General features: G+C 73.1%; 19 protein-coding genes and 2 pseudogenes. 13 read left to right on the top strand and 8 right to left on the bottom strand.

Features of this window, described 5'->3' with window-relative positions; translation table 11 throughout:
• Nucleotides 1-91: 91 nt before the first annotated feature.
• Together AB0N76_RS35820 and sigK are read right to left on the bottom strand one after the other, a co-directional pair.
• The gene (locus tag AB0N76_RS35820; protein ID WP_363564586.1) at nucleotides 92-1111 is read right to left on the bottom strand and encodes a MerR family transcriptional regulator; all 1020 of its coding nucleotides are present in this window, start codon (nucleotides 1109-1111) and stop codon (nucleotides 92-94) included.
• Between the two features lie 89 nt (nucleotides 1112-1200).
• Entirely contained in the window at nucleotides 1201-1833 is a 633-nt protein-coding gene (gene sigK / locus AB0N76_RS35815) for an ECF RNA polymerase sigma factor SigK (RefSeq protein ID WP_363564584.1), read from the bottom strand.
• A gap of 194 nt (nucleotides 1834-2027) precedes the next feature.
• Between sigK and AB0N76_RS35810 the strand changes: the two genes are divergently transcribed.
• Nucleotides 2028-2792, top strand: a complete 765-nt coding sequence (locus AB0N76_RS35810; RefSeq protein WP_363564582.1) for a deoxyribodipyrimidine photo-lyase — start codon at nucleotides 2028-2030, stop codon at nucleotides 2790-2792.
• A gap of 249 nt (nucleotides 2793-3041) precedes the next feature.
• On the opposite strand, the gene AB0N76_RS35805 is transcribed toward AB0N76_RS35810, so the two are convergent.
• Nucleotides 3042-3761: a TetR/AcrR family transcriptional regulator gene (locus tag AB0N76_RS35805; RefSeq protein WP_363564580.1), complete on the bottom strand. Its 720-nt coding sequence runs from the start codon at nucleotides 3759-3761 to the stop codon at nucleotides 3042-3044.
• A 130-nt stretch (nucleotides 3762-3891) separates the two neighbouring features.
• Here AB0N76_RS35805 and AB0N76_RS35800 point away from each other — a divergent pair.
• From AB0N76_RS35800 to AB0N76_RS35775, 6 genes and pseudogenes are all read left to right on the top strand, one after another.
• Nucleotides 3892-4812: pseudogene (locus AB0N76_RS35800) on the top strand (NAD-dependent epimerase/dehydratase family protein).
• 119 nt (nucleotides 4813-4931) lie between these two features.
• A complete protein-coding gene (locus tag AB0N76_RS35795; RefSeq protein ID WP_363564578.1) occupies nucleotides 4932-5891 on the top strand; it encodes a hypothetical protein in 960 nt (319 codons plus the stop codon).
• Nucleotides 5892-6002: 111 nt separating this feature from the next.
• Nucleotides 6003-6461 carry a MarR family transcriptional regulator gene (locus tag AB0N76_RS35790; protein ID WP_363564576.1) on the top strand — a complete coding sequence of 153 codons (459 nt, stop codon included), beginning with the start codon at nucleotides 6003-6005 and terminating at the stop codon, nucleotides 6459-6461.
• Nucleotides 6458-7951, top strand: coding sequence for an MFS transporter (locus tag AB0N76_RS35785; RefSeq protein ID WP_363564574.1), 1494 nt, complete (start codon nucleotides 6458-6460; stop codon nucleotides 7949-7951). The genes AB0N76_RS35790 and AB0N76_RS35785 overlap by 4 nt, the downstream gene beginning before the upstream one ends.
• Nucleotides 7952-8086: 135 nt before the next feature.
• Nucleotides 8087-8380: a DUF1330 domain-containing protein gene (locus AB0N76_RS35780; RefSeq protein WP_363564572.1), complete on the top strand. Its 294-nt coding sequence runs from the start codon at nucleotides 8087-8089 to the stop codon at nucleotides 8378-8380.
• Between the two features lie 241 nt (nucleotides 8381-8621).
• Nucleotides 8622-9167: a GNAT family N-acetyltransferase gene (locus AB0N76_RS35775; RefSeq protein ID WP_363564570.1), complete on the top strand. Its 546-nt coding sequence runs from the start codon at nucleotides 8622-8624 to the stop codon at nucleotides 9165-9167.
• A gap of 95 nt (nucleotides 9168-9262) precedes the next feature.
• On the opposite strand, the gene AB0N76_RS35770 is transcribed toward AB0N76_RS35775, so the two are convergent.
• Entirely contained in the window at nucleotides 9263-9844 is a 582-nt protein-coding gene (locus AB0N76_RS35770; RefSeq protein WP_363564568.1) for an SMI1/KNR4 family protein, read from the bottom strand.
• A 370-nt stretch (nucleotides 9845-10214) separates the two neighbouring features.
• Between AB0N76_RS35770 and AB0N76_RS35765 the strand changes: the two genes are divergently transcribed.
• From AB0N76_RS35765 to AB0N76_RS35755, 3 genes are all read left to right on the top strand, one after another.
• Nucleotides 10215-10469, top strand: a complete 255-nt coding sequence (locus AB0N76_RS35765) for a hypothetical protein (protein WP_363564566.1) — start codon at nucleotides 10215-10217, stop codon at nucleotides 10467-10469.
• On the top strand, nucleotides 10435-10827 hold the full coding sequence (locus AB0N76_RS35760; RefSeq protein ID WP_363564564.1) for a hypothetical protein: 393 nt from the start codon (nucleotides 10435-10437) through the stop codon (nucleotides 10825-10827). Before AB0N76_RS35765 ends, AB0N76_RS35760 begins: the two co-directional genes overlap by 35 nt.
• A gap of 298 nt (nucleotides 10828-11125) precedes the next feature.
• A complete protein-coding gene (locus AB0N76_RS35755) occupies nucleotides 11126-11287 on the top strand; it encodes a hypothetical protein (protein ID WP_363564562.1) in 162 nt (53 codons plus the stop codon).
• Between the two features lie 54 nt (nucleotides 11288-11341).
• Here the strand turns inward: AB0N76_RS35755 and AB0N76_RS35750 are convergent, their stop codons facing one another.
• From AB0N76_RS35750 to AB0N76_RS35735, 4 genes are all read right to left on the bottom strand, one after another.
• Nucleotides 11342-12565, bottom strand: a complete 1224-nt coding sequence (locus tag AB0N76_RS35750) for a cytochrome P450 (protein ID WP_363564560.1) — start codon at nucleotides 12563-12565, stop codon at nucleotides 11342-11344.
• A 91-nt stretch (nucleotides 12566-12656) separates the two neighbouring features.
• Nucleotides 12657-12875, bottom strand: a complete 219-nt coding sequence (locus AB0N76_RS35745; RefSeq protein ID WP_363564558.1) for a ferredoxin — start codon at nucleotides 12873-12875, stop codon at nucleotides 12657-12659.
• 687 nt (nucleotides 12876-13562) lie between these two features.
• Entirely contained in the window at nucleotides 13563-14162 is a 600-nt protein-coding gene (locus AB0N76_RS35740) for a dihydrofolate reductase family protein (RefSeq protein ID WP_363564556.1), read from the bottom strand.
• A gap of 182 nt (nucleotides 14163-14344) precedes the next feature.
• On the bottom strand, nucleotides 14345-15082 hold the full coding sequence (locus tag AB0N76_RS35735) for a VOC family protein (protein ID WP_363564554.1): 738 nt from the start codon (nucleotides 15080-15082) through the stop codon (nucleotides 14345-14347).
• Nucleotides 15083-15493: 411 nt separating this feature from the next.
• Between AB0N76_RS35735 and AB0N76_RS35730 the strand changes: the two genes are divergently transcribed.
• The 3 genes and pseudogenes from AB0N76_RS35730 to AB0N76_RS35720 all read left to right on the top strand — a co-directional run.
• Nucleotides 15494-16357 carry a hypothetical protein gene (locus AB0N76_RS35730; RefSeq protein ID WP_363564552.1) on the top strand — a complete coding sequence of 288 codons (864 nt, stop codon included), beginning with the start codon at nucleotides 15494-15496 and terminating at the stop codon, nucleotides 16355-16357.
• A gap of 14 nt (nucleotides 16358-16371) precedes the next feature.
• Nucleotides 16372-17829: a lanthionine synthetase C family protein gene (locus tag AB0N76_RS35725; RefSeq protein ID WP_363564550.1), complete on the top strand. Its 1458-nt coding sequence runs from the start codon at nucleotides 16372-16374 to the stop codon at nucleotides 17827-17829.
• Between the two features lie 17 nt (nucleotides 17830-17846).
• Nucleotides 17847-18140, top strand: a pseudogene (locus tag AB0N76_RS35720) (hypothetical protein); the annotation flags it as partial.

Raw genomic sequence — 18140 nt, 5'->3', positions numbered from 1 at the left:
GCTCGCGGACCGCTACCGCGCTGGAGTCGTCCTGGCCTCACTGATCCTCTGGCTCCGCGAACCAGCCAGGTGATCATTTGTCAGACAGGCCTTAGGGTCCGCTGCCGGGAGCCGAGGTCCCGGGCCACCGACCGGCGGCCGGCTGGGCGGCCCGCTCCAGGAGGTCGAGGGCGGTGAGCAGGGTGCGGGGGCGGGCCACGCCCTCGGGGTGGTCGGCGCGGCGCGAGCCGGGGCCGGTGGCGAGCACGAGGGGTCGGCCGCGGGAGCCCCGGACGCCCCAGCCGGTGCGGGCGACGTGGCGGACCAGCTCGGGGTCGCTGGTTTCGGGGCTCTGCGACCAGAGCAGGACGGCGCCGGGGCCGGTACGTCGGACGGCGTCCAGCAGGGCCCGGGACGGCACGGCCGCGCCGAGCATCCGGAACGGGAGGGCGCGCTCGGTCAGCCCGGCGGCCAGCGCGTCCAGCGGGAGGGTGTGCTGCTCGCCGGGCATCGCGGCGAGCAGCACGGGCGGGACGGCGCGCAGCGGGGCGGGGCGGACGGCGGCGGCGCGCAGAGCGGTGGAGACGTGCCAGGAGAGCAGGTGCTCGACCTCGACGTACTGTTCGCCGTCGGTGGCCCACTTGCGGCCGACCGCCCGGAGCGCCGGCATCATCACCTCGGTCCACGCTTCGACGGTGCCGAGTTCGGTGACGGCGTCCTGGAGGATCCGGCCGACCTCGGGTGCGTCCAGCCGGACGGCGGCCCGGGCCAGCCCCCGGCACTCGGGGCGGACGGCGCCCACGTGCAGGGCGCGGCCGCCGCCCGGGCCGGTGCCACCATCCGGCCCACCCGGCCCACCCGGCTCGGGAACGGACGCCGCGGAGGGTGGCGAGGATGCCGTCCGTCCGGGCGGCCGGTCCCCGGTGGCGAGTGCCGTCCGGGCGGCCTCGGCGGGCGGCACACCGCGGGCGGTGAGGCGGCACATGGCCTCCAGGACGGCGATGTCGGCGGGGCTCCACCGGCGGTGGTGGCCGGGCCGGCGGCCGACCGGGCCGATCCCGTAGCGCCGCTCCCAGGAACGGACCGTGGTGGGTGAGACCCCGAGGTGCCGGGCGACGGCTCCGGTCGGCATGCCCGCGTCCCCGGGGGTGTGCGCCGGGGACGCCGGGTGCGCGGTGTCCTGCCCGTTCGTGGATGCCTCCACTGTCATCGATGCCCCTCCTACGCGGTCCGCGCGGTCGGGGCGGCCGTCCCGACCGGCTTGCGGTCGTCGAGCGCGGCCCGCAGCCGGCGTAGGCCGTCGCGCATGCGGGTCTTCACGGTACCGAGCGGAAGCCCGAGGGACTGCGCGATCTCCCGCTGCGAGTAGCCGCCGTAGTAGGCCAGGACCAGCGCCTCGCGCTGGGCGCGGCTGAGCTGGGCGAGGGCACGGCGGACCTGCTGCGCGTCGAGCAGTTGCTCGGTCCGGTCGGCCACCGACTCACCGGCGGTCCGCTCGCGCAGGGCGACCCGGACCTCGCGGTCTCCGGCCGCCTGGGTGGACCGGACCCGGTCCACCGCGCGGCGGTGAGCGATGGTGAGCACCCAGGCGAGCACGGTGCCACGGTCGGGCCGGTAGGCGGCGGCGCTCCGCCAGACCTCCAGCAGCACTTCCTGGGTCACCTCCTCCGCGTGCGAGGGACTGCGCAGCGTGCGCAGCGCGACGCCCTGGACGGGCGGGGCGATCACCTCGTAGAGCGGGGCGAAGGCATCCTGGTCGCCGCCCGCCACGGCGGCCAGCAGGGCGGCCGGGTCGGGCCCGGAGGCCTGGGCGGCGGGCCGCGGTACGTAGCGGAGGCGGGTACTCGGGGTCACGCGGCCACGGTGCGCCGATTCCGCAGCGGATGGCGACTCGCATCAATTGTGCGTCGTTTTCCGCCTGGACCGGGAGCCGTGCGGGAGTCGTTGGGGGAACAGCGGGAGCCGGGCCAATCCGGTGCGCGGACGGACTCCGAACGGGGGGCAGGAGCCCGAGGCCGGGCCGCGCCGCACCACCCGGAGGAGCACCGATGACCGTCGCCGTCGCCCTGTTCACCCAGGACCTGAGACTGCACGACAACCCGGTACTGCACACCGCCGCCCGGACCGCCGACCAGGTCGTGCCGCTGTTCGTACTGGACCCGGACGTGGCGGCCGTGGGCTTCGCCGCCCCCAACCGGCAGGCGTTCCTCGCCGACTGCCTCACCGACCTGGACGGCTCGCTGCGCCGGATCGGATCACGACTGGTCCTGCGCCACGGCAATCCGGCCGAACAGACGGCCCGGGTCGCCACCGAGACCGGCGCCGACACCGTGCACGTGGCCGCCGGCGTCAGCGCGTTCGCCCGCCGCCGGGAGACCCGGCTGCGCCGGCTGCTGGGCGGACGGCTGCACGTCCACGACGCCGTGCTCACCATCCTCCCACCAGGCCAGATCACCCCGGCCGGACGCGACCACTACACGGTCTTCACGCCCTACCACCGAGCCTGGCAACAGGCCCCGCGCCGCCCCGTCCACCCAGCACCGCGACACCTGCAGACCCCCGACGGCATCGCCGGCACCCAACCGCCCACCACCCGCCCGCACTCACCCGCCCTGCCACCCGGCGGCGAGCGCGCAGCCCGCGAGCAGTGGCGGCGCTGGGACATCGACGGCGACACCGACCTGACCGTCACCGTCAACACCCAAGGGGACGGCTACGACCTGGGTGTCTTCTACGCGGACGTGGACCTGGACGCCACCGCGGCCGCCATGACCGGCACCGCTCCCACCTCCACCTGCAACGCGACGAAGTGACCACCGCATAAGGGACGACCGGACGTGTCGTGGGTCGTCACCTTGGAGGGCAGCGACCCACGACATACCACCACGTCAACGGGCTCGGCCGGTATGCATTCCTGCCGCCCGAGACGCCCGACGGGCTGCAGCCCTGCGCGACCCGAATCGGGCCGAGCGGCGGTGAGCGCGGCGGCAGGCGCAGATGGTGCCGGAGGGGCCGCCGGCGTCCACCGGGGGGTGGACGCCGGGGTGCTGGCAAGCGGGGCCTCAGGCGGGAGGGGGCGGTGGGAGGCGGAGGCCGATCGCCTCGGCCGCGATGGTCATGGCGGCGTCGAAGTACGCGGGGTGGTCCGTGACGACCTTGTTCAGGTGGCCGAACAGCTCGAAGCTGATGGTGCCGATCAGGGAGATCCACAGGGTGAGCGACCGTTCCACCAGGTCCGCGTACGGTTCGGCCGGCGGCCCGCCCGCGCTGTCGAGCACCTGCTGGGCGACGAGCCTCGGCCCCGGGAGCGGTTGCGCGGGGGGTCGCAGGAGGCCCGAGGCGTGTGCCTCGACGACGAGAGCCGCCATCAGGCGGGTGACCCGGGTGGCGGGGTCGACCGTGTCGGTGGGGGCCCGGTAGCCGGGGACGGGTGAGCCGTAGACCAGGGCGAACTCGTGCGGGTGGGCCAGTGCCCACTGGCGGACCGCCCGGCACGCGGCCAGCCACCGGGTGCCCGGATCGGCGGGAGCGGCGGACGCCGCCCCCGACTCCGCGGCCGCGCCGACCGCGTTGAACGCGTCGATGATCAGCGCGGTGAGCAGTGCGTCCCGGCTGGGGAAGTAGCGGTACAGCGCCGAGGAGGCCAGGCCCAGATCACGCGCCACCGCGCGGAGCGACAGCGCGGCCGCCCCGGTCTCGGCGAGCTGGCGCGTGGCGGCTTCCTTGATCGCGCGGGTGAGCTCGGCGCGGGCCAGTTGCCGCGCGGTCTGGGATGCCGTCATGGCGCCCATCCTGCCAGTCAAGAGCAGTGCACACAACAGAGAGCACTGCTCTTGACTTCTGCCCTCCCTCGGGAGAACACTCCTCGACGAAGAGAGAGCACTGCTCTCTCATTTCTCCAGGAGGACCCGCATGGCACGGCACATCGTCATCGGCAAGGGCCCCGTCGGCGCCACCACGGCGCGGCTGCTCGACGAACAGGGGCACGACGTCGTCGTCCTGAGTCGCTCCGGCGGCGACGGGAGCACGGCGCTCGACGTCACGGACACGGCGTCACTCCGGCAGGCCACCAAGGGCGCCGAGGTGATCTACAACTGCGCGAGCCCGCTCTACCACCGGTGGCCCAGCGACTGACCGCCGATCGCGAACGCCCTCCTCGACGCGGCGGAGCACGCCGGCTCGGTGCTGGTGACGATGGGCAACCTGTACGGCTACGGCCCCGTCGACGTCCCCATGACCGAGGACCTGCCGCTCGCGGGCAGCGGCAGCAAGGCCCGGGTCCGCATCGGCATGTGGCGCGACGCCCTGGCCCGGCACCAGGCCGGCCGGATCCGCGCCGCGGAGGCGCGGGCCTCGGACTTCTTCGGGCCCGGCGTCACCGAGACCGGCCACCTGGCCCAGCGGCTGATGCCCGCGCTCCTGGCCGGCCGCGCGGTCAGGCTGATCGGCAACCCGGACGCACCGCACAGCTTCACCTACGTCCCCGACATCGCCCGTGCGCTCGTACGGCTCGGCACCGACGAGCGGGCGTGGGGGCGCGCCTGGCACGTTCCCACCGCCCCGCCGCTGACGACCCGGGAGGCGGTCCGGCGCCTGTGCCGGCTGGCGGGCCTGCCGCCGGCCAAGGTCGGCCGGATTCCCTGGTGGCCGCTCCACCTGGTCGGCCTGGTCAACCCCATGCTCGGGGAACTGCGGGAGGTGCAGTACCAGTTCGACCGGCCGTTCGTGCTCGACTCCCGGGCGTACACCATGACCTTCGGCGAGGTTTCGACCCCGATCGACGAGGCGCTGGGGGCGACCGTCGAGTGGTGGCGGGCGCGGCTCAGCCGGTAGCGCCACCCGCGCGGCACCGGCCGTCAGTGGGTCGGACGGTCGGGCCCGCGTGCAGTGAACCGACTCCGAGCGCGGCGTGGCGTAGCGCGACGCGGTGCACTCCACTCTCCGAGGAAACGATGACGATCCGCCCCTGGCACCGCCCGCTGATACTGCTCGCCGTTGCCATGGCGGCCCTCGCGCTGGCATCCGCCGTAGGCCTCGCGGTCGACGACCGGATCCTGGTCGGGGAGCCGATCTGGCTGAAGCCCTTCAAGTTCTCCCTCTCCATAGCGATCTATTCGGTGACCCTCGCGTGGCTGCTGTCCCTGGGCCGCACGACGCCCCGCTGGGTCTGGTGGCTCGGGACGACGGTCGTCGCCGCCAACGTGATCGAGATGGTGGCCATCGTCGGCCAGGTGTTCCGCGGCCGGCAGAGCCACTTCAACGTCGCCACACCGCTGGACGCCGGCCTCTGGTCCGCGATGGCCGCCTCGATCGTCACCCTGTGGCTGGCCAACATCGGCATCGCGGTCAGGGCGTTCCGCGAACGGACCGGGGACCGCGCGGCCACCTGGTCCGTCCGGCTCGGCCTGCTCCTCGCACTGGTGGGCATGGCACTCGGCTTCCTCATGACCAGCCCGACCCCCACCCAACTCGGAGCCATGCGCAGCGGGGCCGCCGTGGGCATCGTGGGCGCACACAACGTCGGCGTCGCCGATGACTCGCCCGGCATCGCCGTCACCGGCTGGAGCAGCACCGGCGGCGACCTGCGTGTCCCCCACTTCGTCGGCATGCACGCGCTGCAGGCGCTCCCGCTCTTCGCCTGGCTGCTGATCGCGCTGTCCCGCCGGTTCCCGTGGTTGGCCGACGAGCGGACGCGCCTGCGTCTGGTCCTGGTGGCGGCCGGGGCCTACGCGGGCGTGCTGGCGATCCTGACCTGGCAGGCGCTGCGCGGCCAGTCGCTCGTCCACCCCGACGGTGCGACCCTGACGGCCGTGGCCCTGTTGGCCCTCGGCGCCGTGGCGTCCGCTGTGGCGGTCGCCCGGCACCGCCCCGTGCCACCGGCGCCGGGGCGCGGCCGCGTCGCCGCGGCCTGACCGGGCGTCGGTCCCCGCGGTCCGGAGGTCGCCGGACGCTCCCGATCGGGCGAGCGGGGCAATCTCCCGAAGATGCATAAAGAGTTCATATAAAGTCGCTATGCTTCGGACATGAGCCAGCGAGACGCCGCGCACGGCGCTTCCGATGCCATCGGGTCAGCCCTCTACGGTCTGGCCACCAGGGCCGTGAGACGCCTCCCCCGCGACATGAGCCTGACGTCCGCCGCCACCTTGGCCACCCTGGACAAGACCGGCCCGCGCCGGATCACCGACCTGGCGGCGTCCGAGGGCGTCACCCAGCCCGCGATGACCGTGCTGGTCCGGGTGATGGAGGAGTCCGGGCTGGTCGAGCGGAGGGGCGATCCGTCCGACAAGCGGGTCACGCTGGTGTGCCTGACCGAGGCCGGCGCGTCGTACGTCCGGGCGCGGCGCCAGGCGGGCGTCGACGCGTACGCGCGGTTGATCGACGAACTCACCGGTGACGAGATCGAGGCCCTGGCGGCAGCCCTGCCGGCGCTGCTGCATCTGGCGGAGCTCGAAAGCCGCGCCCGCGAGGAGCCGGGCCGGTGACCGCGGGCCAGGCGCATGACCGGCCCGTCAGCACTGCGGGGTTACGTTTCGAGACACGCCTGCTGGTCCCCGCCCTGGTGTTCGTCGCCCTGGTCGTGGCGGCGGTCGCCAGCCTCGGGACGCCGCTCATCACCAGCGTGGCGACCACTTTCCACGTCTCGCTCGACAGCGCGCAGTGGACGCTGACCATCGCCCTGCTCAGCGGCGCCGTCGCGACCCCCGTCCTCGGCCGGCTCGGGGCCGGGCCGCACCGGCGGGCCACGATCCTCGCCACGCTGGCGATCGTCGTCCTCGGCAGCGCCCTCACCGTGCTGCCGCTGCCGTTCGCCTGGCTGCTCGTGGGCAGAGCGGCCCAGGGCGTCGGGCTCGGTCTCACGGCGCTGATGATGGGCGTGGCCCGCGACCATCTCCCCGAGCAGCGCGGCGCGGCCACGATCGCCCTGATCTCGGTGGTCTCCGTCATCGGAGCCGGCGTCGGCTACCCACTGGCCGCGCTGCTCACCGAGTTCGGCGGACCGCGGGCCGCCTACGGCCTCGGCCTGCTCGTCACCGCCGCCGCCCTCCTGACCGCGTGGCGCTCCGTGCCCGCGGCTCCCGAAGGCCGCTCCGCTCAGGTGAACGCGGCCGGTGCGGTCGTCCTGGCGGGCGGACTGCTCCTCGTCCTGTTCCTGGCCGGCGAGCGGAGCCTGTGGAGCCGACACCCGGCCGTGGCGGTGGCCCTGGCCGTCGCCGCCGTGCTCCTGCTCTGCGCCTGGACCGTTTCCGAACTGCGAACCGACACGCCCCTGGTCGACGTCCGGGCGGTACGGCACCCGGCGGTCGCCGGGGCGAACCTCGCCATGTTCGTCGGCGGGATCGGCATGTACCTCCTGCTCACGCTCATCACCCGCTACGCCCAGACGCCGCACGGCGCCGGCTACGGCTTCGGCCTGACCACCTTCACGGCGGGGCTGGTCCTCGTCCCGTTCTCCGTGCTGGGGTTCGTCGCCGGCAAGCTCACGCCGCGGATCCGGACGCGGATCGACGGCCCGCTGCTCCTGGCCGGCAGCGCCGCCATCGTCGGCGGCGGGTTCGTCCTGTTCGCCACCGCCCGGTCCGATCTGGCCGAACTGCTCGCGGCCATGGGCGTGCTGGGCTTCGGCGTCGGCGGCTTCTCGGCCGCCATGCCCGGCGTCATCCTGGCCGCCACCCCGAGGAGCGAGACGTCGAGCGCCATGAGCGTCAACTACGTCGTCCGCAGCGTCGGGTACTCCCTGGGCAGCGCCATCGGCGGCCTGGTCCTGGCCGCCGGCACCCCCACGGGCCGGTTCTTCCCGGACGACGACGCCTACACGACCGCGGCGCTGGTCGGCGTCGCCGCGATGGCGATCACGACGGCGGCCGGCCTCGCCCTCGCCCGCCGGCGCCCACCCGGGACCGGTCCGATCGCCGCCCCGGTCGGTGTGCCGGGCCCGGGCCGGTCGAGTCGCACCGGAAGCCCCGGATCGTAGCCCGTCCCGCTTCGACGCCGTCGCCGTCGCCGTCGCCGTCGCCGTCTCCACCGCCGCCGGCTCACCGGTCCTCGGCGCAGCCGGCCGAGGATCCGAGCATGCTTGAGCCCATCGATTCCGAACACAGGAGGTACCGTGGCCAAGGGCTACTGGGTCAGCGTCTACCGCACCATCAAGGACCCCGAGAGGCTTGCCGCGTACGACGAGCTGGCCGGTCCAGCCGTCAGGGCCGCGGGCGGGCGGCTGCTCACCCGCGGCAGCCGGGTCACCGTACACGACGCCGGAATCGCCGAGCGCACCATCCTGATCGAGTTCGACAGCTTCGAACAGGCGGTCGCCGCACGCGCGAGTGCGGCCTACCAGGAGGCGCTGGCCGTACTCGCCGACGCCGTCGAGCGCGACTTCCGCATCGTCGAAGGCCTCGACTGACGAACGCGGCTGCGCCGGCGACGAACACGAAGCCGACTGCGGGGATCGCCCCGGCGCGGCCGCTCTTCGCGTGTCCTACCAAAGGGTGGACGGTCCCGCGACGACCCAGCCGTCGTCGTCGACGGGCCTGGCCCAGAAGGACAACGCCACCTCCCTGAAGGTGCCGCGTGACCCCGCTACCTGCTCTTCACCCGGCCCTGGCCCCTGCACGCTGCCGAGCTCCACTGCCATGCTCCTCCCCATGGCACACGAGAAGCCGTTCGCCCTCACCCAGGTCACCGATCCACGCGAGGTCACCACTCAGCTCCGGCAACAACTGGTCAACTGCTGGATCGCCGTCACCAATTCGGGCGGAGCCGCCGGCTTCCCGTTCCCGCCGGTCCGGCACGACGACGTCGCCCCCGTCGCGGACAAGCTCCTCGAACGGCTCCACCCGCAACGCAGCCGTCTCATCACCGCCGAGTTCGGCGATGCTCTCGCCGGCTGGGTCGTCCTCAACCGCAATCCCCACCAGCTCGTCAGACACTGGGGCACGGTCAACCACCTCCAGACCCACCCGGACGTCCGCGGCCGCGGCATCGGCTCCGCCCTCATGCGCGAGCTGCGGAGGATCGCCCGAGACGAGCTGGCCCTCGAACAACTGCATCTCGCGGCCCGGAGCGAGGAAGGTCTGGAGGACTTCTACGGGCGCCTCGGCTGGCGCGAGACCGGCCGCTGGCCCGACGCCCTCCGCCTGGCGCCAGGCGACACCCGCGACGAGATCCTCATGCTCCTCGCCCCGCTCTGACCGCGGAGGTACTCGGGCGGTTCCGCTACCAACGATCCGCCCGGCCGAGACCACTGAACTCCATCGCGCCTGCCGTGCTCGCTCGATCGACAGGATCAGAACGGTTCAAAGCTCGGCTCGACCGGACCGATCTCGCCGCGCTCTGCCAGTTCTTCCAGGTCCTCCGGTGCGAGGAACTCCAGGGCAGCCTGGTCGATCCCGTGGTGCGGGTCCACAGCGCGCAGGCCATCGACGAAGGCGAGCAGGAAGTCGATGAACGACCCGTCGAAGACCTCGGGGTCACCCCCGTTGATGTTCGTGACGATCTTCCAGCGATCAGGGTCCGCGTCGCACGGCCAGAAGAAGTGCTCGTCACCGAAGTAGTCGTACCCCCAGGAGATCAGGCCGCTCGCGGCGGGGTGGAAACGGAACGGGTACTCGTCCGAGTCACGTCGCCACGACTGCCCGAACGATTCGTGGATCTTCCGCATCCGATCCAGCAGCGGGCTGGACCCACGGGGGTGGAAGACCACCAGCTCTCCGCAGATCAAACCGGTGCCATAGGCGTCAAGGAACGCCTTGAACTCACCGGGCAGCGCAGAGCCGAGATAGCCCTCGACCTCGGCCCAGTCATCAGGAGACGGATCCCGAACCGGCGGCGGGCCGAACAGTTGCACCAGGTCGTCCAAGCCCGCCATGCACCCCACCTGCCTGATCGTCGCTTGTCGGCGGCAAACCTAGTCAGACGCGACCGCGGAGATCAAGGGGCAACGGATCGACAAGGACGACTCGGCCCGCCACAGCGAGGCCCTGGAGTCCATTCGTCCCCCTGCTCTGCAAGGAAAATTCTGAGATCGGGCACCTCAGGTCGCCACGGAGAGGCGTCGTGCACGCCCCCAGGGGACCCGCGAACGCGTTCCCGGGGACGTCGCGGCCCCTCTACCCGGCTGTCTCCGGGCAGGCGTCCGATCGCCCGTCTCCGACCTCGGCAAATGGGCTCTGACCTGGTGTTTTCCGGGAAACCTCCTAGGCTGGGAAGGCCTGCGCGACACCACCGGAGGGGACACCATGACTGAGGGCTCCACCATGTACGACGCCAGCCGGATCCAGGTACTGGAGGGGCGGGAAGCGATTCGGAAGCGGCCCGGGATGTACATCGGCTCGACCGGCGAACGAGGCCTGTGCCACATGGTGTTCGAGATCGCCGACCGAGCGGTGAACGAGGTCCTGGCCGGACTCGCCCGCTCCATCGCCATCACCTCGCGTTCGAAGGCGACTGTCCGGGACGATGGAGGTGGCCTTTCGCTGGTCCGGCACGGGTGAGGAGCGGGTCCGGAGCTTCGCGAACAGTCGGCCCACCGCCGGCGGCACGCACACGGTGGGCTTCCGCGATGGGGTGGCCGTCGCAATGACCGCGTTCGCGCGGGAGCGGCGGCTGCTGACGGCGCTCGACTCCGAGATCAGCGACGACCGGATCGGTGAGGGCCTGACGGCGGTTGTGTCGGTGAAGTTGGACGATCTTGAGCTCCAAGGCTCCCTCCGAGAGGTACTGGGCAACACCGCCGTACGCGCCTGTGTCGGACAGGCTGTCCGGGAACACCTCGGCAGGTGGTTGGAGGAGCACCCGGAGCAGGGCGTCGCCGCCCTCGACCGGATCGTCCGGGCTGCCCGCCGGGGCTGAGCAGTTCGGGGCGGCGGTGACCTGGCGGCGAGCGTGGACGGCCGGTGCCGCCCGCTGTCCCTGGTCGGCAGGCCGGGGCAGCGGCACACTGCGCGCAGTTCGAGCCGGTACTGGAGAAGATCCGTGTCCCGCGGACAGGGCCGGGCAGGCCCCGGAAGACGCCCGACAGCGTGGCCGCCGACAAGGCCTACGGCAGCGGCCCGTGCCGCGCCTGCCTGCGCAGGCGCGGCATCCGGCACACGATCCCGGAGAAGGCCGGCAGTCAGGCCGCCCGCCTGTACGAAGGCTCACGCGGCGGGTGTCCAGGGCCTTCAATGAGGAGCGGTACAAGAAGTGCGACAGCGTCGAACGGGCCATCAACAAGCTCAAGCACGCCCGAGCGGTCGCAACCCGCTACGACAAGAACGGGCGGGTCTACCTCGTCACCGCCGCCGCTCTCGTCACCCGGCTCCGCATATGATCGCCCGGACAGCTCCGCCTGGTACGCCAGTGAGGGTTCTCCATCGGGCCCCGGTCACCAGGTCACGGGCAGTGACCGCATCCCGTAGATGAACGAGTCGGTACGGAACTCGCGTTCGCCGGCCGGCCGCAGCCCCGGCAGCCGGCGGAACAGCGTCTCCAGGGCGATCTGGAGTTCGGCGCGGGCCAGCGGCTGGCCCAGGCACTGGTGCACGCCGAAGCCGAAGGCCAGTTGCCGCCGGGCATCCCGGTACAGGTCCAGCTCGTCCGTCGCCCGATGGCCGGCGCCGCCGAACACCGCCTCGTCCCGGTTGGCGGTGGAGAGCAGCGCCAACACGCCCTCCCCGGCCCGGACGGTGACGCCGCCCAGTTCCACGTCCTCCAGCGCCACCCGGGGCAGGCCGGTGTGCGCGACGGTCAGCAGCCGCAACAGCTCCTCCACCGCGCCCGGCAGGGTGGCCGGGTCGGCCAGGCCGGGGATCTGCTCGGGGTGCTCCAGCAGCAGCGCGGTCGACAGCGCGATCATGCTCGCGGTCGTCTCGTGCCCGGCGATCAGCAACAGCACGGCCATGCCGGCCACGTCGTCCGGGGTCAGGTCGTCCCGCGCCGCGAGCCGGCTGAGGAGGTCGTCCTGCGGCTGTGCACGCTTGCGGTCCGTCAGGTCGCGCAGGTAGGCCCGGACCCCCTCCTGGGCCTCCCGGAGCTGCTCCACGGTGCTCTCCTGGCTGAGCATCGTGCGGCTCAGGCTCTGGAAGCGGTCGTGGTCCTCGTACGGCACGCCGAGCAGCAGGCAGATCACCAGCGAGGGCACCGGCAGCGCGAAGTCGGTAACCAGGTCGGCCGTGGTCCGGCCCGCGGTCATCCGGTCCAGTGCCTCGTCCACGATCCGCTGGATCTCCGGGCGCAGCTCCTCCACCCGCTTGACCAGGAATTCCCCGGTGAGCATGCGGCGCTGGCGGGCGTGCTCGGGGTCGTCGAGCCGCAGGAAGTCCGGATTGTCGGTGATCAGCGAGCGGGCGCCGGCGACCAGCAGCGGGAAGGTCGGGTGGCGGATGTCGGCGCTGAACCGGCGGTCGGACAGCACGGTGCGGACCTCGGCGAAGCCGGTGGCCAGCCAGCAGAGGTCGCCGTCGGGCAGCTGGGCCCTGGTCATCGGCCCGGTGGCGGCGGCCTCGGGGTACGCGGGCGGCGGGCCGAACGGGCAGCCACCGGAGTGCCGGGCCGGCAGTGCGAGGACGGGGGTGGCGGGGGTGACGGGGGTGGTGGGGGTGCTGGTCAAGGCGGAGGTCTCCTCACGTCGCGGGTGTTCTCGTGGGGTTCGGGGCCCGGGAAGGGCCCCGGCGGCCTGCGGGGCCGGCGGCGGGGGTCCGTCAGGCCCCGGTCCGCGCGGGCTCGTCCGCGGTGACGGTGATCGCCCGGCCCGGGCAGAGCTCGGCGGCGAGCCTGACGTCGTCGAACTGCTCGGGCAGCACGCTGGTCTGACGGAGCATCACGAGACTGTCCCGAGCGTCCTGGTCGAAGACCGCGGGGGCGTTCGTCACGCACATGCCGGAGCTACAGCAACGGTCCCGGTCGACGCTCACCTGCATGTCGGCACCTTTCGCCAGGGCGGCGCCGACTGCCCGGCGGCCGCCTCTCGTTGTCACGGTCAACCTAGCCACCGCCGGTCCGTTCACGGTGGGGGACGGTGGCCGGATCGAGAATGGCTGATTCGGCCCGTCGGTGTGGACCTCCATGGCGGCGCACTGCGTTCCGACCCGCGATACTCCGCCGGGACGGGTCGGCGGACCGGCCGCGCGGACGGCCTCACAGGATCTTTGGCGGTTGCCAACTCCCTTACGGAGAAAGACGTTTCGGCCTCGGCGGCGCTCTTGTCCGGCCGATGGCGCACCAGCCGGGTGAACCACAGGGCCAGCCCGGCGGGGGTAGCGGGTTTGCCCGGCGGGGCAGCGGGGCCTGCCCGGCGGGGCCGGACCGGCAGGGTAGCGGGGGCTGCGCTGGAGGCCGTTGAAGGCGACCTCGACCGGTTCCGGCCACCAGCACCGTTCGGGCGTCCCGCCCGGTCTCCCGGGCGGGCAACTCGGCGGTCTGCCAGGCGAGCCTCCGGCCGGTCAGCCGTCAGTCGACCCCTCGAAGGTCGTGCCGAGCATCACCCACGGGCCGCGCCCCGGCTCGCCGACCGGTCCCGAGCCGAGCCGCGGCGGGCCCGTCACCCCGGTTGGGGTGACGGGCTGGAGACCGGCGGTCGGACGGATCGCCGTCGTGCGCGGGGTGCGTCACGCAGCGGTGGGCCGGTCGTAGGTGAGGAAGAGGACGCCGCTCGGCAGGACGGTGTGGGCGGTCAGCTCCCACTGCCGGACGTCGAAGCCGGTGTCACCGCCGAACAGCCGGATGCCGGCGCCGGTGGTGAGCGGGGACAGCTTGACGATCAGCCGGTCGATCTCGGGGTAGAGCAGGCCCGCCAGTTCGCCGCCGCCGCAGAGCCAGATGTCCTTGCCGTCCTGCTGCTTGAGTTCGCGGACCTTCCCGACCGGGTCGGCGTTGACGAGTTCGACGGCGGCGCCGGGGACGGAGGTCAGGCTGCGGGAGAACACCACGTGCTTGAGGTGCGGGTAGGCGTCGTCGATGCCGGCCTTGACCCCGATCTCGTAGGTGTGGCGGCCTTCGAGCACGGTGTCGAAGTGGGTGCCCTCGGCGGTGACGGACAGGGCGGCTCGAGCCGGACCCGGGAGCGTCTCCGGGTACTCGGTGATCATCTGCTCCAGGTAGTCCGGGCCGATCGGCCAGAAGCCGTCCGGACCGGTCGGGTCGCCGCCGTCGGGGGCGGCGATGTGGCCGTCCAGGGTGGTGGCGATGAAGTACACGAGCTTGCGCAAGAGTGGTCTCCTGAGTAGCCGACATCCGGTCAGCCCACTTTATGATCATGAACGGGTGAGGACCAGCCGACCCTGGATCCGGCGTTCGCACCGGCGGGGTCGGTTGCCGCGGAACAGGTCGGCCTTGTCCCCGGTGACGGTGCCGGGCCGGGTGCGCGGGCTCAGATGAGCCCGCAGCGGGATCAGCGGGGGCTGAGGAGGCAGAACTCGTTGCCTTCCGGGTCGGTGAGGATGCGCCAGGAGATGGTGGACTGGTCGATGCCCGGGTCGGAGGCGCCGAGGGTGCGCAGGGTGGCCTCCTCGGTCGCGGGGTCGTCGCCGCGGTAGGGGGCGATGTCCAGGTGGACGCGGTTCCAGCCGGTCTTGGGGTCGGGGGTGCGGATGAACTCCAGGTAGGGGCCGACACCGTGGGAGGAGCGCAGGGTCGCGTGGTCGTCGGCGACCTCGTGGACCGTCCAGTCCATCGCCTCGCCCCAGAACCGGGCCATCTCCCGGGGGTCGGCGCAGTCGACCACGACGGCGGCGATCGGCCCGGTGTCCCGGTAGATCTCCCGGGGCTCCAGGACGCAGAACTCATTGCCCTCCGGGTCGGCCATGACCGTCCAGGGGACGTCGCCCTGCCCCACGTCGGCGAGCGTCGCGCCGAGGTCCTGCAGGCGGGCGACCAGCTCCGCCTGGTGGGCCGGCGAGGTGGTGGCCAGGTCGAGGTGCACCCGGTTCTTCCCCTTCTTGGGCTCCGGGCGGGCGATGAGGTCGATGCAGACGGCCGTGGGGTCGGGGTAGGCAAAGCCGACCGGCTCGAGGTTGGTCACGCCGGGGCCCTCGCTGTCGATGCCCCAACCGAGCGCCTCCGCCCAGAACCGGCCGAGCGCCGCGTCGTCCTGGGCCTTCATGTTGATCTGCACAAGTCGTGTTGCCATGCCGCAGATCCTAGATCCACAACCGGCCGGTTTCAGCCGGGTTTCCCGGCGTCGAGCCCCCGCCGCGCGCACCCGACCGTGCGTACACGCGCGAGCGGGCCCACAATGGGAGGAGAGAGAAGACGAAGAGTGACGCAGAGTTAAGGCGGGCGGGAGGGACTTCCCCCCGTACCCGGTGCTGTGTCCTCGTGAGGTCCGGCAGGCCGTGGCAGCGCTGACCCGTCGACGTAGTCGCGCGGTCGTGGGGTCCCCCGGTCATGGGTACCCGTGGTCGCGCACGGTGGTCGTGTGCGCCGGCCCTCCCGAACCGCCACCGAAGCGGAACCAGTCGCACCCGAGGTTGACATGGCCGACAAAGACACCGGATCCGGTGGGCCGAGCGGCATCGGCGATCGCCCACAGGACGATTTCGTGACGAGAAACCTGTCCGATCCGTCGGACCGGCCGGCCAGGACGTTGACGCTCAGTGGTCTGCTGGGCGACAGCGACCGCCCCGGTCACCGGCGGTTGTACTTCAACAAGCAGCTGGACTACTACGCCGAGTTCGCCTCGGAGGACGTGCTGTCGGTGGAGGACGTCGCGAGCGACCAGCCGCCGTTCGTCGGCCTGGGCGCGACCAAGGTCACCCTGCGTCGCGACGCGCCCGTCTCCTTCACCCAGGTGCACACCGCCCCGCCGCTCGACGAGTTCGACCTCGACCTGCGGCTGGCGCAGCCCCGCCGGACGGGGCAGGACACGCCGGTCACCGTGCTGCCCGAGGGGCCGGAGACCTGGGAGGCCGAGTGCCCCGGCCCGACGTGGGGGGACTGTCCGACCGAATTCGCCTGCGCGACCGACTTCGACTGTCCGACCGGCATCACGGTCTGCAAGCCGCGCACCTGCCAGTGCACCGAGAACGCGACCTGCGAGACCTGCGCCGGCGACACCTGCCGGACCTGCGGCGAGGGCACCTGCGCCACGTGCCGCGACGCCACCTGCTTCACCTGCCAGACCTGCGGCCGGGACACCTGCGTCACCTGCCAGACCTGTGACCGGGCCACCTGCCACACCTGCGGCGAGGGCACCTGCGCGACGTGTCGCGAGGCCACCTGCGTCACCTGCGCCACCTGCGGCCGGGCGACCTGCGTGACCTGCGAAGGGGAGACCTGCCGCACCTGCGGTGAGGGCACCTGCGACACCTGCTTCGGACGCACCTGCCGGATCTGCCCCGCGACCCGGGACACCTGCAACCCGCACGTGTTCACCTGCGGACCCAACCCGAGATGCCGCATATGACGACCATTTCGACGGTGACGACGACGAAGCGGGACGGCCCCGGCTGGACGCCTCGGCTGGGGTCGGCGGCCGGGGCGCGAGCGCTCGAAGCCGCCCGGCTGATCGCCGACCGGGTCACCGATCCCCGACAGGTCCGGGCGGCGGTCGAGCTCGCCGCCCGGCAGACCGACTACCCCGGATCGGTGCACTGGGACCCCGTCTCGCTGGCGCAGGGGGACGCCGGCCAGGCGCTGCTCTGCGCGCAGCTGCACCGGTGCTTCCCCGGGGAGGGCTGGGACCGCACCGGGCATGCGCACCTCACCCGCGCGGTGACGTCCCTGGAGCGGCGCGGCGGCGCCCTGCCGGGCGTGTTCGGCGGGCTGAGCGGCGTCGCGTTCGCCGCGGCGGTGCTCGGGGACGGCCGCGGCTACCGGCGGCTGCGCCAGGTGCTCGACGGCGCGATCGCCGAGGCGTGCCTGTCCGCGGCGGCGGCGCTGCGCGGCCGGAGCGGGGTGTCGGTGTCGTCGTTCGACCTCATCTCGGGGCTCAGCGGCGTGGCCACCTATCTGCTCCCGGCCGGTCCGGACCGCCCCGCGCATCCGGCGTTGGGGCTGGTGCTGGACGCGCTCGTCGACCTCGCCCGTTTGGACGGGCCGCCACCGGATCACCGGTCGTCGCCGCCCGCCTGGTACACGCCGGCGTCCCTGCTGCACGACGAGGAGCAGGCCCGCGCCTACCCCTTCGGCAACCTCAACTGCGGCCTGGCCCACGGCATCCCCGGCCCGCTGGCGCTGTTGGCGCTGGCCATGGACAACGGGGTCGAGGGCGGCGGGGTCCAGGGCGGCGGTGTCCAGGGCGTCGAGGGCCTCGACCGGGCCGTCCGTGAGCTGGCCGAGTGGCTGGTGGCGCACCGCTTGGACGACGCGGCCGGGGTGAACTGGCCCGCCGTCGTCCCGCTGATCGACGGCGGTGCGGCAGCCGACGGCGGTACTGCGGCGGACGGCGGAGCGATGAAGGACGGCGGGCCGGGCCTGCGGGTGGGACGTCCGGAGCAGACCACCCGCGCCGCGTGGTGCTACGGCAGCCCCGGGATCGCCCGCGCGCTGTGGCTGGCGGGCCGGGCGCTCGGCGACGACGGGCTGTGCGGCACGGCGGTGCAGGCGATGGAGGCCGTCTACCGCCGCCCGGTCCCCGAGCGCCACATCGACTCGCCGACGTTCTGCCACGGTGTGGCCGGTCTGCTGCAGGTCACGCTGCGGTTCGCCGACGACACCGGGCTGCCCGTCTTCACCGAGGCCGCCGCGGACCTGACCGAGCAGGTACTGGCACACGTCGACCCGGCGCGGCCGATGGGGATCGCGGCGCTGGAACCGGGGGCCAACCCCGTCGACCAGCCCGGCTTCCTCGACGGGGCCACCGGGGTCGCCCTCGTCCTGCTCGCCGCCGCGACCCGTCAGGAGCCGGTGTGGGACCGCGCCGTGGCGCTGTCATGACGGCGGCGGAGCAGCGCGTGGGCGACGATGTGGCGAAAAGTGTCGATGCCGACGGTCAGGTGGGTGGTGGCCTCGCCGTGGACGGCAACGCGAACGGCAAGGCCAACGGCAGCGGGAAGCGGAAGGCAGGCGGGGGCACCAACGGGAGCCCGCGCCCCCGGCGGGCCCGGGCCGGGCGTGCGGCGGCGGCCGCGCCGGACCCACTCTACGAGCCCGCCCCCTGGCTGATCGTCCGGACGCCGCTGCTGCCCGCGCGCGGTCCCGGCGCCCCGGCCCCGGCGCACCCGCGGGTCGGCGAGGCCGCCGCGCGG

Source organism: Kitasatospora sp. NPDC093806 (assembly GCF_040683335.1).
Classification (GTDB): Bacteria; Actinomycetota; Actinomycetes; order Streptomycetales; family Streptomycetaceae; genus Kitasatospora.
This window is presented reverse-complemented; position numbering and strand designations above follow the sequence as displayed.